This window comes from Leptospira kobayashii (genome assembly GCF_003114835.2).
GTDB classification, from domain to species: Bacteria; Spirochaetota; Leptospiria; order Leptospirales; family Leptospiraceae; genus Leptospira_A; species Leptospira_A kobayashii.
Genome location: NZ_AP025028.1, coordinates 1,399,410 through 1,414,645, shown reverse-complemented (window position 1 = coordinate 1,414,645; position 15,236 = coordinate 1,399,410). Strand labels below are relative to the sequence as shown.

General features: G+C 41.1%; 7 protein-coding genes. 1 reads left to right on the top strand and 6 read right to left on the bottom strand.

Annotation, left to right across the window (positions count from 1 at the left end; translation table 11 throughout):
• Positions 1-77 precede the first annotated feature (77 nt).
• The 3 genes from DI077_RS06190 to DI077_RS06180 all read right to left on the bottom strand — a co-directional run bounded on the left by DI077_RS06190 (position 78) and on the right by DI077_RS06180 (position 2,685).
• The gene (locus DI077_RS06190; protein ID WP_167837076.1) at positions 78-944 is read right to left on the bottom strand and encodes an MBL fold metallo-hydrolase; all 867 of its coding nucleotides are present in this window, start codon (positions 942-944) and stop codon (positions 78-80) included.
• An 87-nt stretch (positions 945-1,031) separates the two neighbouring features.
• A complete protein-coding gene (locus DI077_RS06185) occupies positions 1,032-2,120 on the bottom strand; it encodes an alkane 1-monooxygenase (protein WP_109018735.1) in 1,089 nt (362 codons plus the stop codon).
• A 13-nt stretch (positions 2,121-2,133) separates the two neighbouring features.
• Positions 2,134-2,685 carry a TetR/AcrR family transcriptional regulator gene (locus tag DI077_RS06180; RefSeq protein WP_109018734.1) on the bottom strand — a complete coding sequence of 184 codons (552 nt, stop codon included), beginning with the start codon at positions 2,683-2,685 and terminating at the stop codon, positions 2,134-2,136.
• Positions 2,686-3,427: 742 nt separating this feature from the next.
• Here DI077_RS06180 and DI077_RS06175 point away from each other — a divergent pair.
• Positions 3,428-3,868 carry a DUF1499 domain-containing protein gene (locus DI077_RS06175; RefSeq protein WP_109018732.1) on the top strand — a complete coding sequence of 147 codons (441 nt, stop codon included), beginning with the start codon at positions 3,428-3,430 and terminating at the stop codon, positions 3,866-3,868.
• Positions 3,869-3,899: 31 nt separating this feature from the next.
• Here DI077_RS06175 and carB read toward each other — a convergent pair whose 3' ends face one another.
• The 3 genes from carB to DI077_RS06160 all read right to left on the bottom strand — a co-directional run bounded on the left by carB (position 3,900) and on the right by DI077_RS06160 (position 15,193).
• Entirely contained in the window at positions 3,900-7,220 is a 3,321-nt protein-coding gene (gene carB, locus DI077_RS06170; protein ID WP_109018731.1) for a carbamoyl-phosphate synthase large subunit, read from the bottom strand.
• 33 nt (positions 7,221-7,253) lie between these two features.
• Positions 7,254-9,407, bottom strand: coding sequence for a sulfatase family protein (locus DI077_RS06165; protein WP_242935385.1), 2,154 nt, complete (start codon positions 9,405-9,407; stop codon positions 7,254-7,256).
• Between the two features lie 152 nt (positions 9,408-9,559).
• Positions 9,560-15,193, bottom strand: coding sequence for an alpha-2-macroglobulin family protein (locus DI077_RS06160; RefSeq protein ID WP_109018730.1), 5,634 nt, complete (start codon positions 15,191-15,193; stop codon positions 9,560-9,562).
• Positions 15,194-15,236: the final 43 nt, after the last annotated feature.

Genomic DNA, 15,236 nt, shown 5'->3' with positions numbered 1-15,236 from the left:
CAGAATATGCCCGGGTCTCTCAGTAGAATTAGGTCCAAACTAAACCGTATGGTTTAGTTTGAATTTGAACGCGCGACTCAATCCAATTTACTGAATTCGTAAGACTCTCCCACTCCCAGAAGTACCGCCTTATTTCCCAAAGGTTCGATTGCTTTCAAAAGATCGGGTAGTTCCGATTCCATAGAACGATAGAATGTTCCGAAATGAATCGGAATCATTTTCTTCGCATGTAAATCAAGAAATGTCTGCACCGCCTCATTCGGGTTAATGTGAATTGCATTATTCGGTCCTTTGCTTGGTCCGACGGGAAGTAGAGCGACATCTATATCATATTTTTTTCCCATTTCTTTGAATTCTTTTCCCTGATAACCGGTGTCCCCTGCAAAAAAAACAGTCATATCTCTGTATTCAATCATATAACCGGTATAAGGATCACCATCCCAGACATTATCCAACAACCATCTCCCTCCGAAATGTTTGGCAGGAACCGCTGTTATTTTAAGTCCGTCCGTTTCCTTACTCTCCCAAGTTTTCATCTCAATGCCTTTGGAATCTAAAGCTCCAGGGATATAGGTTTTAGCTCCCGGAGGAAGATAAAGATTTCCTTTCAGATTCAAAACTTCCAGAGAAGATTTATCCAAATGATCGAAATGGGAATGGGAAATAAGCACAGCATCCAAAGAGGGAATGCTTTCTGGATTGATGCCCGGTTCCACATAACGCTTAACAACAAGTCCCAGACTTTTTGAAAAATTAGGATCAGTTAAAATCCATTTATCGTAAATCTGAATGAGTACGGTTGCATGCCCCACCCAATGAAACTTCACCTTGTCCGTCGGAGCCGGCTCCAAAGAAATCAATTGGGAAGGTTTGTCAATGGAACGAAATAGAAAACATTGTAGTTGGAAAACGGTAAATAAGATAAGGATAAACGGTTGTTTCACAGTGATTCGACCGGAGATCGTAAGATTTGGTTCCTTTTCTTTTCATTTTTTCATTTTATTTTTCAAAGTATTTGGAAAAAAATCCGTTCACTTCCATCGTTCCAAAATCGGATTCACCATCCGAAACCACAGAGGAGGAACCAGAGCAATCAATATCATGATTTCATATCCGTAAGGAAGCTGAGGAGCTTCGGGAAAATGTCTTAGAGTTTGGTATCTTCTGGCCGCATTGGCATGATGATCGGAATGCCTTTGCAATTGGAATAATAGCGCGTTCGAAACCAGGTAATTTCCATTCCAGGAATTAACGGGAAGAACTTTTTCATAATTTCCATTTTCCAACTGTTTTCTTTCCAAACCGTAATGTTCGATATAATTAACAACTTCCAGCAGGCTGAATCCCAAAACGGATTGAATCAGAAAGAACAGGACCGATTTCCAGGAATAATCAGCTATATTCGTAGGCAACATTCCTCTTTCCAAAAAGTTAAATCCGAAAAATATAAAACTAACAAACATCAGTTGAATCAGACTAAACTGAATCATCTCGTTTTTATAATGAAAAAATGATAATCCTTTTCTCATTAATTTTTCTTTTTCCAAAGACCAGGCCGATAAATAGGAGCCGATTACGGTTCTTGGATAAAAGGAATAAAAGGATTCGTTCTTTCTCGAACTGGCAGGATCGTCTGGGGTCGATACTTTTACATGATGGCCCCGATTGTGCTCGATATAAAAATGCATATAACAGACCTGCAAAAGTAGTAATTTACTCGAGAATTGTTCCCATTCAGAATTTTTATGACCAAGCTCGTGCGCAACTGTGATTCCGATTCCTCCGGTCACAAGGGAAACGGAAAGAATAAATAAAACCGATTCCAAAACAGTGAGTGCGGAAAAGGCAAAAGAATACAATGCCCATAGCAAAAATACGGATTGCACGAATACCCAACCGTATGTCAGATATTTATAATACTCCGAAGATTGAATTTCTTGAAATCGTGAATCCTCAGGGTTTTCGGAATCTCTACCAACTAACAAATCCAATACCGGGACCACAATAAATACAAAACATGGTGTCAATAAATTCCCATACCCTCCGTAATAAAAACCCGATACGGTCAATGCTGGTAGGGCAAAAGAAATAAAAAATGAATATTGTTTAATAAGTCTCATAAGGGTCTCCGATTCAAATGATAGAAAATTGAAATGATTTTAAAACTTCCTTAAGGTTATGACCCCACCGGATAGGATGACCAATGATTAGATTCTTATACAATTCACCTATGATATAAGATAATAAAAACTCTCCCTTGGATTCGAATCTGCTTTCCAGGATTCTTTGAAATTGCAAAAAAGATTCGTTCAACAAAGAACTGAATTTCAATTTCAAATCGGAATTACGATGAATGTCCAATGCAAGAACCAATAAACTTTGGAAATGGGACGATTTCGATTCCAGATATTCTATTAGAATTTCAGAATTTTCTGATACATTCTCTCCCTTCAGTTTCCATCTTTCTTCCAATTGGGAAAGATCCTCCCCTATAACGAATCGAACCATCGTCTCAAATAAAATTTCTTTCGTTTCAAAATAATGATAAAGAGTCCCGGTGGAAACATTCAGTACCTGAGCCAATTCTCTCATCGTTACGGGCAAATACCCCTTCTCGATAAAGATGGGAAATGCTCCTTTCCAAAGCTCTTCTCTGTATTTTTCATGATCCACTATCTTAGGCATGTTTTTATTTCGAACGTTCGATATAATTAATCAAGCAAAATTACTTACGAAAGAATTTTTTTTCAAACATGCGTTCTAAATAAACGTTAAAAATCATCATTATTAGGAGCTTTCAAAGGAAAACCAATCATGACAGGAGCTGATTACGGAAACTTTTCCAATTTTGAGATCACTTGGGTTTAGAAATACTACAAGCAAGCAAACTAGTCGGATGAATCATAAAAAAGATAAATCGGACCTAGGCTGATCAAATCTCCGACTTTGAATACTGATTACAACCGGAGATGGATTATATAGTTATCTTTGGTGTATATCCTTTGGAAACCTTTTGGCTTCAATCTTGTAGGTTGTAAAACGAATACGCTTAAAATGAAAACGAGACAAATCAAGATTATTTTCTCTGCCTAAGCTTGCTGCCCGAAATGAAGTATTACAAACATTAGTTGCTTTTGAATGTTTTTTTTCGAGGAACAAATTTCAAAATGGTGGGAAAATGCAAATTAAGACCGCCTGTAGGTAGAGATATGTGGATTTGCATTTCATATTTAATAAGGAAAGGGGGCGTGGTCTTATCTTCGAGCGATAGGCAAAAAGGCGAACAAATCGGAAGAAAAACGGCGAAGTTGAAAGTTGTGGTTGTTTTTTCGGAGGTTATGGGTTAATAAGGGGGACGGAGCGCGGGCCCACGATCCACTCCTCCCCACCCTAGAAAGGGCGGGGGACCGCCCTCTAAGGATTCTCCATGAAACTACAAACAACAATTGCCTCACTCGCCCTCTTCCTCGTTTCTTGCACCGGCTCCCGACCAACGAACTTGGGAATCAAAGAAGGAAAACTGATCACCTGCCCGGAAACACCGAATTGCATTTCCTCTTTTTCTGACACAAAGGACACGGAACATTTCAGATCCCCGGTAACTTATAAAAAACCATTACCGGAAGCATTCGCCGCTTTAAAGAAAAAAATCAATGACTACGAAAGAACCAATATAATCAAAGAAGACGGAAATTATCTCTATGTGGAGTTTACATCGCTAATCATGCGTTATGTGGACGATGTTGAGTTTTATTTTGATGAAAAAAACAAACTTCTGCATTTCCGATCCGCTTCCAGATTGGGCAAATCGGATTTGGGAGTGAACAGAAAGAGAATCGAAAGAATTTTAACAGGATTGGATCTATAAACCCGAAACGAGTTTATAGATCTTTATCATCTTATTTCTTTTTAGGAATTTTGTGAATTTCCTGCAAGGAATTCACGGTAAATCCCTTATCCTTCATTTCAACCAGACCATGGATCAATGCCTTAGCGGCTTGAGCCGTGGTCAAACAAGGCACCTTGTATTTAATTGCCGCTTGTCTGATTGTAAACGCGTTTTCCCGAGTAACACGTGATAGAGGAGTATTGATAATCAAGTGGATTTTTTTCTCTTTGATATAATCAATTACGTTCGGAAAGTATCCGTCATAGATCTTATTGATCTTGCTAGATAAAATTCCGTTCTCAGATAAAAACTTATGTGTTCCCTCCGTCGCAATCAGAATATAACCCAAGTTGGAAAGAGAGCGCACAGGTTCCAATAATTCCTTCTTAGTCTTATCATTGATAGTGACAAAAACCGTTCCCTGTTTAGGAGGTTCTTCACCCGCCATGATCTGAGCTTTCACAAATGCCTCACCTTTTGATAAAGCGATACCCATTACTTCGCCGGTAGAACGCATTTCTGGACCGAGAATTGTGTCCACACCGGGAAATTTGCTAAAAGGAAGCACTGCTTCTTTTACGGTAATCATCGGTGCGGAAAATCTTTTCCCCAAGTTGAAACTAGCAAGCGATTCACCTAACATAATGCGAACGGCTAATTTTACGATAGGGACTCCAATGGACTTTGCAACGAAAGGAACAGTTCTGGAAGCACGTGGGTTCACTTCGATCACATAAAGAGTTTCATCTTTGATTGCAAATTGAATGTTGATCAATCCCTTTACATTCAATTCGATCGCCAATTTGTGAGTTGCCTCTTCAATTTCTTGGATCATTCTTGTAGAAATGGATTGAGGAGGAAGAACACACGCGGAATCTCCGGAATGAACTCCCGCTTCTTCAATATGTTCCATGATGCCCGCAACAAATACGTCCTTTCCATCACAGAGTGCATCCACATCTACTTCAGTTGCGTCCTGTAAAAACGAGTCAACGAGCAAAGGTCTGTCTTCGGACACCTCTTCCGCTTCCTCCATATAACGATCTAGTTCGACTTCTTCGTTCACGATCAACATGGCCCGGCCACCTAATACATAAGAAGGTCGAACCAGGACGGGATAACCGATTCTAGTAGCAATTTCTCTTGCTTTTTCTTTCGAAGACGCAATTCCGTTTTCAGGAGAACGGAGTTTCAATTTGTCTAAAACTTCTGCAAATCGTTTTCTGTCCTCCGCACGGTCAATGGAATCTGGACTCGTTCCAATGATAGGAACACCTCTTTTTTCAAGGGCCCGAGCCAATTTCAAAGGAGTTTGACCGCCTAACTGAACAATAACACCATCGGGCTTTTCTTTTCTAAAGATATTCAAAACATCTTCCAAACAAAGCGGCTCGAAATAAAGTCTGTCGGAAGTATCATAATCCGTAGAAACCGTCTCAGGATTGGAATTGATCATAATCGATTCAACACCTGCATCTTGTAATGCGAAAGAAGCATGACAGCAACAATAGTCGAATTCGATTCCTTGGCCGATCCTGTTCGGACCGCTTCCCAAGATCATCACTTTCTTTCTGGAAGAAACTTCAGCTTCATCTTCTTCATCATATGAAGAATACAAATAAGGTGTAAATGCTTCGAATTCCCCCGCACAGGTATCGATTCTTTTATAAACAGGACTTAAGTGTTCCTTTAGAAGATAAGTTTCCAAATCCTCTTCCTCTTTGCGTAAAATCCCTTCGATTTTCGATTTGGTAACGTCTATCGGAGCGCCGCTTCGCAACTGAGTATAAATTTCAGATTCTTTAGTTAGGAATGCCAACTGGCGGTTGGAAAATCCCGCCTTCTTCATTTCTCTCAAGATGGTTCGACCTTCCGTTTTGAATCTTTTTTCCAAAGTTAACAATTCATCGAATTGATATAAAAACCAAGGATCAATTTTGCATATATCATGAATCTCTTCCACACTCAATCCGTAATTGAATGCAAGCTTGACGTAAAATATCCGTTTGTCGGTGGGTCTTTTTACTTTTGCAGTAAGCCATTCTTTTTTATCGGAATCTTTGATTCCGTCCCATTCTATCAACTCTTTCAAATAACCGTCACTTCCGAAACCGAAACGATCCGATTCCAAAGAACGAAGCGCTTTTTGAAAACTCTCTTTGAATGTTCGACCGATCGCCATTGCTTCGCCCACGGCCTTCATCTGAACACCTAGAGTCGGATCGCTACCAGGAAATTTTTCGAATGCAAATCTAGGTATTTTCGTTACAACATAATCTATAGAAGGCTCAAAACTAGCGGGAGTTACACGAGTAATGTCATTCTTAATCTCATCCAAAGTATATCCGATGGATAATAAGGCTGCAATTTTGGCGATAGGGAAACCGGTCGCTTTCGATGCAAGCGCGGACGAGCGCGAAACACGAGGATTCATCTCAATTACTATCACATCCCCATCTGCCGGGTTGACTGCGAACTGGATATTGGAACCGCCTGTTTCAACTCCGATTTCACGGATAATATCGATCGACATATCCCTGAGTCTCTGATATTCTTTATCACTTAACGTTTGTTGTGGGGCAACAGTAATGGAATCTCCGGTATGAACCCCCATCGGATCCAGGTTTTCAATCGAACAGATAATCACTACGTTGTCCGCTAGATCCCGCATGACTTCCAACTCGAATTCTTTCCAACCTAATACTGATTCTTCTACCAGGATTTGCGAAATTGGAGATGCGGATAAACCTTTTGCTGCAATATCTTCGAATTCATCCTGATCATAGCAAGTCCCTCCTCCCGTTCCCCCGAGAGTGAAGGCCGGGCGAATGATGATGGGAAAACCGATCTCGATCGCGGCGGCTCTGGCTGCGACCATATCCGAAACCATAACCGATTTCGCTACCCGGATGTTCAATTTTTCCATAGCTTTTTTGAAAAGCTCCCGATCCTCCGCTTTACGAATCGCTTCGACCTTTGCGCCGATCAATTCTACATTATATTTTTCCAGTATACCGTCTCTGTGCAAAGCCAGAGCCAGGTTCAAAGCGGTTTGCCCACCTACCGTAGGTAAGATGGCATCCGGTTTTTCCTTTTTGATGATCTTTTCCAAAACAGGAACCGTCAAAGGTTCGATATAGGTTGCATCTGCCAGATCCGGATCAGTCATGATCGTGGCCGGATTTGAGTTAACAAGAATTACGCGAATCCCTTTTTCACGAAGGGCTTTCGTAGCTTGCGTCCCGGAATAGTCAAACTCGCAAGCTTGACCGATTACAATCGGACCTGAACCAATAATTAAAATCGAATTTAAATCACTACGTTTCGGCATATTTTTCTTCCTATATCTATTATTAAAAATTCACTATAAGTCGCCATTCCTGAGTGTCCCAGGCAAAAGATATTCTCCTGCCTGACTTGCGTCTTCCCATTTCTTTACTAGTGAGTATAAGTTTTCCTTTAAAGAAAGACCGATAGCTCCGGTCGGAAAAATGTTTTTGGTATTCAAGGGGTCGTTTTTCCTATCGTAAAGCTCAAATAGGACACCTTTTCTAGTCGGAATGTATATAAACTTATAGCGTGAGTTTTGAACTGACCGATGTTTGGCGAAAGCAATCGTCTCCTGAAAATTACGGTCGGTTATCATGATCTGAAATTCTTCTTCTGGAACCACTTGATGGAGTTCCAAAATATTTGGATACGGAATTCTTTGGGATTGAAAAAAATGATCACCTATATCGGAAAACCAAATCCCGGTTTCGGAATATACGACTCTGTCGTTCGCCCAATCTTTCTCTCCGATAATGCCCAACAAAGACATACCAGGTAACTCTTGTTCGATTGGAATTGAAAAATAATCCGATAAAGTGGGAAAAAGATCAACCGAGGAAGTAGTTCCGAAAAATTCGCGATTCGGCAGAGAAACATACTTACTATCGGAAGGGAACTTAATCAATAACGGAACCTTAGTGACCGCCTCCCCTCTCAAATGTTCCCCGTGTCCTTGTCCGTGGATGTCTTCGTACAAAGCTTCACCGTGATCTGCGGTCAGAATGATAATTGATTTATCATACAAATCCTTATCTTTTAAAAATCGAATGATGGCACCGAATTCTTCATCAAATGCATATACGGAGGAATCGAATAAGCCTCGGATCTGTTCGATCTCTTCGCTATTCAGTTTGTCCGTAGCAGTCGGATCGACAAATTTCAGATATTTGTATTTACCATAGTAATCGGGATTTGTGAATTTTTTGTAATTGGGATAAGCGGGTGTATATGGGAAATGAACTACGCTGGAAAAGTATGTTAGAAAAAAAGAAGATTTGCCTGATTTCCTTACCACTTTCTTGAGCCGGTCTACAATCCTTTTACCGTCCCCCCAAGTGGACAATCCGTCCATCTCTTCAATATAATCTCCACCGCCCAGAAAACTTCCCGTAACAACAGGCAATAAAAATAGTTGAGACTCCGCCGTTCTTTGTAAAGTCATTACCTTAGCGTTGAAATTGGGAGCCAATACTTCATCAAAGCCGAAATCCGCCCTTGGAAAAATATCCGCCGCAAAACTTCCGATAGCCGATGTTTTATAACCTATCTCTTTTAGCTTCTGTCCTATGGTAGGAAACTCTTTGGAACCGATTCTGTTTTTTTCCGCCTTAGACGGAAACATATCTCTGACTTTATGAGTCATCGAATACTTTCCTGTCAATAGATCCGCCCAACTTGGAAAAGTACGCGGAATCGTAGTATGATGGTCATGGAAAACAAAACTGTCTTTCGAAAATAAATCTATATTCGGTGTGATTTCCCGATTGCCATTCACAAACCCCAGTTTGTCGTATCGAAGCGAATCGGCGGAAATCAAAATAACAGGCGGTTTGCCCTTATGATTTTCCGTGAAAGTTCCATATAAAGAATCGAATAGAAAAGGGAAGGGAAAAAGAAAGACAAGAAACGGAATCAATAGGAAGTAAGTTCTGATATGTATCCTATCTTTTAACTTATGTAAGATGGGAAAGACCGCAATAAAAGCAAGTGCCGGGTATAAGCTACCGAACCGATGAAAAAGAAGTATAAGTAGGATTGTCGTTAAATAAAAGAAGGATAGTTTTGTTTTTTCCTTCCAAACATAGTACAATATGTTCGCCAATTGAACGGACAAAATCAAAACGATCGTATAAAAAAAGAAATCGGGTGAAAAATGATCCGTAAAAAAATACAAGAGGGAAGAAAGAGAAGAATAACGATAAAAGAAAAATTCTCCGTAGATCTGAGGATAAAGAATGATGGAATGAAATAGCCCGAGCAAATCCATTGCGAAAAGATATAGGAGTAGTAAGGGAATTTGTTTTTTTATCTTAAAGCGCGGATAGGATTCCAAACTATAATGAAATAAAATCCCCAATGAGAAATGAAATACAAGAGAAGCGGAAAAAACCTTGAATGTGGAAAATAGATAAACCCCGAAAAAATCACCTAAGTATTGTTTTAGGTAATCTCCTACATCCACGCCCATAATTGTAAAAGATGTATTAAATAATAAAAAGAATAAGTAAAAAAAAACCGTGTAGCCAATTACGGCGAACAGTACTTTTCGAAGGGATGAAGGGGCTGGAATTTCTTCCATTGGAGTCATAATTCCATAACCCCTAAATCCGTAAACTTTTCCTAGGAATCCGAACTCGAAATCTCAAAAACTCCGTTGGGAGATTCCGCAAATGTTTCCGGAGAATACATCGCTTCCACCCGAGTAGGAGGGAGAGGAAAAATTCCAGGATGGTTCAATTGAATCGTATATTCCGTAACCCAAGTTCCCTGTGGCAAATATTCGTAATAGGCACGGTAATTTGTAAACGACCTCTCTTCGAAACTAGGTGAAAAATCTTGATCATTTGTAATTCTTCCGCTTAGGATCTTGGACTCTTTTCCCAAACCTCGGCCTATATGAACGGAACCGGCGGGGATTGGATCTTCCAAAACCACCCAGGTTTTTTCCGAGTCGGCGGTAATCTCCAAACGGATCTTCAAAATATCCCCCTTGGTCCATTTATCGGAAGAAGCACGGCTGACCGCTTCGATCGATCGTTTGATCCGATAACCGCTGAAAAGAGGCTCCTTCAATGGAATTTTACTTTTCGCTTCCCAGAAAATCCAAGGTTTCCCCTTACCGGAATAACCGACTGCCATTTCTTTCTTTCCCGATTCCATCGGAACCAATGCGGAATTTTTATCGGAAACATTCGGATCCAAAGAAAAAACGGATTTGCCATCGCTTAAGGAAACATTGCCGCCTTGTACTCGTTCGCTTTCCAATACTTTACCCGCTTTCTTTAAAGCCAGGATTCCATATGCATTTCCCAAAGTAGTGTCCCATCTTCCCTTCTTTTGCTTTTGAGTTAAACCTTTGATAAGTCTAGGCATATCCTTTTTAAAAGAGGGGTCGGTAAAAGACCATAACACTAATCTGGACATTGTGTAATCATTGGATCCCAGAATCCACCACGGATTGGAAAAATTCGAATCCGCGATCACTAGTTCCGTTCCTTGCAGATTCAATCTGGATCGCAAAGCACTTGCAATACGGGATTTCAACTTAGGATCGTATCCGTTCACTCTCGTTAGAATTTCACTCAAATCGATAAGCGAGGCAGTAGGAAGTAGTTCGATATTTACATATACAGGACTTACCAAATCCCATTCCAAAGTTTCATAACGGGAAAGTGCTTCCATAACTATGATCTTACGAATTACAGAATCCGCACCGAAGGTCCAACTATCTCCCCGAATATTTCCGAGTAAAAACGCCCGTAGACCTTCCACCATCTTAGTAACGGAATCTCCGTTCAGGTCAAAACCATCTAACTTACTTGAGGTGAGAACGTAGGCGGTTAATATCTCGCTTCCACTTTCCATTCGGGGAAAGTATTTTACCAGTCCATTCGAATCCAAATAGGATCCCAGTTCCGAATCGATTTGTTTCCATCTGCTTGCACTGGAAAGCCCGATTGCCGTGGAAACTTTTTGTTCCAAACAATTATAAGGATACTTTTTAAAATAATCTTCTACTGCTTTCTGACTCCCCAGAATGCTAGGTGAAGTTGTTACTTTAAAAAAACTCGATCCGGGAATGGAGTCTGAAGGAGATTCTATGCTTTCTTTGAACTCACCCTCCCATTGAAATAGCCCTGCTTGATAAACCCTTTGAACCAGATTAGGCAATACTTTTTGATCGACTGCGATTCGATCGAGTATGGTTCCCGAATCGTCTTTCACTTCCAAAACCAGGTTCCTAGATTGCAAATCATTCGGAACTTTCAAATCCCACGCAAACACTCCTGTCGCGGAACCACCCAAAGACAAAGTTTTCTCAGGTAAAACAAGAACAGTTTTTTTCAATGAAGGAGAAGTTCCCGAATCGGTAACGGAAAGTTTTGCAATGATCTTTTTTTCCGATGAAGTTGCATTCCGAACGGAATACTCATGTAGTATGGAATCTCCTTCCCTTACAACACTCGGGATACCGGAAAAAATCTGAATGTCTTGGGTGGATTGAATGCTAACGGAACCTGTTCCGAATTCGGAAATTCCCGAAGAAGCAATGGCAACAATTTTAAAGGAAGAAAGAGAGTCGTTTAACGGGAAATTGATGGTCGCACGACCTTCCTTATCCAATACGATTTTACCTTTCCAATAAAGAAGAGTATCGAACAAGGATCTTGTAGGGCTCTTTCCGCCCCCTCCTCCCGTCGGTCTCGCTTTCAAGCCGAAATGTCTTCTTCCGATCACCTGACTTTGACCAGTCGAAGTATTGACTTCATGTCCGCGAAGTCCCATCATTGCATCCAAAAGCTTCCAAGTCGGGTTGCCGGAAAGTTCAAGAAGAGCTTCATCCACAACGGCAACAGCCAATTCTCCACCGGCTTCCGGCGGTTTACCGTTTGCACCTTTGACTTGGATATTCGCTTCTACCTTTTCTCTTACCTTATAATTGGAGTTTTTCGTCTTCACGTTTACACTCAATTCATAAGGTTTCCATCCGACATGAATGGGAATGATCCCCATTCGAAAAGACGGCCTTGCCAAATCGACAAGTGCAGTAGGTTTCGGATCGCCTACCCTGCCCCGGATAAGAAGAACAGAAACATATATGTTAGGTGAATATTCTTTTTTGATGGGAAAACTAATAGTAGGTTCTTTTCCTGTAACCGGCATTACAAAGGAATCCATAATTCCTTCTCTTTCGATTGTGACAAGTGCCGTTGCTTCCCGAAAAGGAGACCTCAACTGGACTTTTAATGTCTCACCTATTTCCACATTGCTTTTTTCAGGCAGGATATCCATTCGATTATGATCACTTGCTTCAAACCAGGATTCTTCGGAGGAGGCTACCCAAATCGATTGGGTGGAAGCGGTAAAATTTCCTTTCTCATCCTCGGAAGAAGCGGAAAAAAGAATCTCTCCCGTAGCCGGGGCAGGAGCGTCGCAAAAGAGGATACCTTTTTCATTGGTTTTTCCCGTACAAAATGTACCTAAATCCTTTACTTCCTTGTAATGGTCATAAGCGTAATATCCACCAACTAATCTACGTCTGTTGGAATAATAGGATCTGGAAAAAGCCTTAACCGTGATCTTTTGGTTTTTCTTAGGTTGGTTCTTAAGATCGAGAGCAAGTATTTGCATCTCTACCTTATCTTTGGTAAACATCCAACCCTTCGGCAAAATACCTATCCTTAGATTGGCGGAATAAATTGGAAAACTGCGATATGTCGTCTGGATTTCACCGCTCGGATCGAGATATTCCATTTCGACTTCCAGCGAGGAATCGGAAGAAATCGAATTCATATCCTTAAAGGAAAAACTGGAAAAACCTTTTTCATCCAGATTGATTTTTTCACCCGGATATGTTTTTCGTTTGGAGTCTTCACCGGAGTCGCCTCCTTCTTCATCCAAAACGACTCTTCCCGTTTCGATTTTTTCAGGGAAAAAGGAAAACTCGGAGTATTCTTCCGAAACGGAAAAACTCTGTGGACTGATCTGCCCTCTCACCGTAACCGGAAATTTGGAAGCTCCTCCTCCAGACAAATATTGTAAATTCAATTCCACCTTAGCTTGGTTTGGTGCAACGAGATAACCCGCTCCTTCCGAAAGCTGGATTCCTCCGTGTAACACAGGAAGGCGAAATTCTTCCACCCTGAAACTTGCAACCGTATTTCCGTAAGAATCATCCTCTTCCGAATACGGATAAAAAATCTTATAAGTTCCGAGTCTTGCCTGTTTCGGAATAGCAAATTCGGATTCCGTGGAACCAGGAAAAGACCACACCAAAGGAGAAACGAATTTTTCTCCCGAACCTTCATGTTGGATCACTACTTTTTTAGGATAAAGTTTGGGATCGCTTGCAGTCATACCTTGGATGGAATGTCCTCTTCTGAAATGTTTCAGATGAACAGTCTCCCCTGCTCTGAATAAAGTCCTATCCATGACAACTGTCTGGATTTCGGAAGAATCGTTGTATTGGGAGGATGGTAACTGATATCTCCAGGACTCAATCCCCTTATCCCAGTTAGTTGAAGTAAAACTAAAATCCTCTCCTTTCGCAGCAAATACGGAAAGACCGCTCCCCATTTCATAATATCCGCAGTAAGGAACTTCTCCCGTTCCCATCTTTCCGAATCGAACGGTTCCTTCTTTCCCCGTTATACCCGTTCCGCGGACAGTACCTTTGCAATCTATGATTTTTACAATCACTCCCGGTTCGGGAGCCGCTTTATCGAGAGAGGTCACCCAAACGAGACTCGATTCTCTTCCCCATTTGAAATGAACCGACATATTCGTAACCAGAGCTCCGCTTGTTACGTACATCTTTCCTTTTTTTTCAAGGAGAGAAGCACCTAACACATCACTGGCAAGTTCAACAACGTAAAAGCCCGGTTTTTCCAATGGAATTCCGACGACTTCCATCGCCTTTTTCCCGTTTGGTTTCGGTAAATTGGTCGAGACAGGCTGTCCCGTGGCAATCTTGGATGCAAAAATGGATTTTTCCCTTTCCTGTTTGGAAAGTGCCTGAAACCATTTCTGAACCTCGATAGGATCGATTGTTTTTTGCGTACTACTTGTAATGTTAAGAGAGACTGTTTTCAAAGGAAGTTGCGTTTCAATATTCCGAACGGTGACTGGAATGGCAGGATTCGCATTCAGTTCCAGGATTCCGAACTTTGCAGGAAATTTGGCAAGAGGGGGGAATTCACCGGAACGCACTGTCAGCGGGAAACCGGATTGATTTACAAGCGATCTACCGGTTTCATCTTTCAGACCGGGTGGAATCTGAATGATGAATTCTTCGTTTTCCGGAAACGGCCCCGCAAAACTTAAGTAATGTGAACTCTTTGAATTTTTATCTTCGGGATCAAGTTTCGAAGGATATTCTTTTCCCGATTTGGATTTTAAGCTGATCTTTGAAAGTTCATCCGTCGGAACGGCACCGCTGAAATAAAGACTAAATGGCAAAATAGGGATACAATCCGCTTTGGCATTCACTCTCTCGCAGGAAAAACTAACGGAAAAAGGTGCTCTGACTTTGAAATTATGGATTTCGTCTTCTGCAATTTCACCGCCCCAGGAAGAACGAACACCTTTACCCCATACGAGTTGGATGTTTTTTTCCGGTAAAAAAGTCTGCTTGGCTTTGACTAGGATCGTAGTTTCGACATCGGAAGCGTATTGACTTTTTAAAATATCGGTTCTTGTTTTTCCTTCCACGATTTCCAAGCCGATCCTGTTGGATAAATCCTGCTCTGTAAAATAGGCGTTTCGCAAAACACTATTTAGGTCAGGTTTTGCATCCAGATTCAATATAAAAATCTGATCTTCGTCAACAGTTCCTCCCGAATAAGGGGATGAATATAGAATGGAAGGCCCGCCTGTATCAAATAGAAAAGTTTTTTGGCCCGAAATCGTTTGCCCGTCCAAAGTTTTAACGGAATCATACAAAACGAAATCGCATTTCACACCTCCCGGAAGCTCTCTTTCAAACTCATACACCCAAGTGGAACTATCGATCCAACGGGGAGCCCCGGCAATAGGACAATTGATTTTAAAGATATCTTGTTTGGGTCTGGGATCCCCCAATGTTACCATCGGCTTCGAAAACCTAACTTGAGTTTGTTTGACTTGTTTGGAACTCCCTTCGGGGGTGAACAATTCGATATGAGGAGATGGATTTTGGGAAAAAAAGGAAGTCGTTGTTAAAACGAATAAACTTGCCGGAAGAAAAAATTTACGAAAGAAGGTCCGATTCACCATGGGGAAAAGAATGAAAAATGAGGAAGGATCGAAAACAAAAAAA

Excerpts from the sequence above, each read along its gene's own strand:
- carB (WP_109018731.1), bottom strand. The coding sequence starts at position 7,220 with ATGCCGAAACGTAGTGATTTAAATTCGATTTTAATTATTGGTTCAGGT.
- DI077_RS06175 (WP_109018732.1), top strand. The coding sequence starts at position 3,428 with ATGAAACTACAAACAACAATTGCCTCACTCGCCCTCTTCCTCGTTTCT.
- DI077_RS06180 (WP_109018734.1), bottom strand. The coding sequence starts at position 2,685 with ATGCCTAAGATAGTGGATCATGAAAAATACAGAGAAGAGCTTTGGAAA.
- DI077_RS06165 (WP_242935385.1), bottom strand. The coding sequence starts at position 9,407 with ATGGGCGTGGATGTAGGAGATTACCTAAAACAATACTTAGGTGATTTT.
- DI077_RS06160 (WP_109018730.1), bottom strand. The coding sequence starts at position 15,193 with ATGGTGAATCGGACCTTCTTTCGTAAATTTTTTCTTCCGGCAAGTTTA.
- DI077_RS06185 (WP_109018735.1), bottom strand. The coding sequence starts at position 2,120 with ATGAGACTTATTAAACAATATTCATTTTTTATTTCTTTTGCCCTACCA.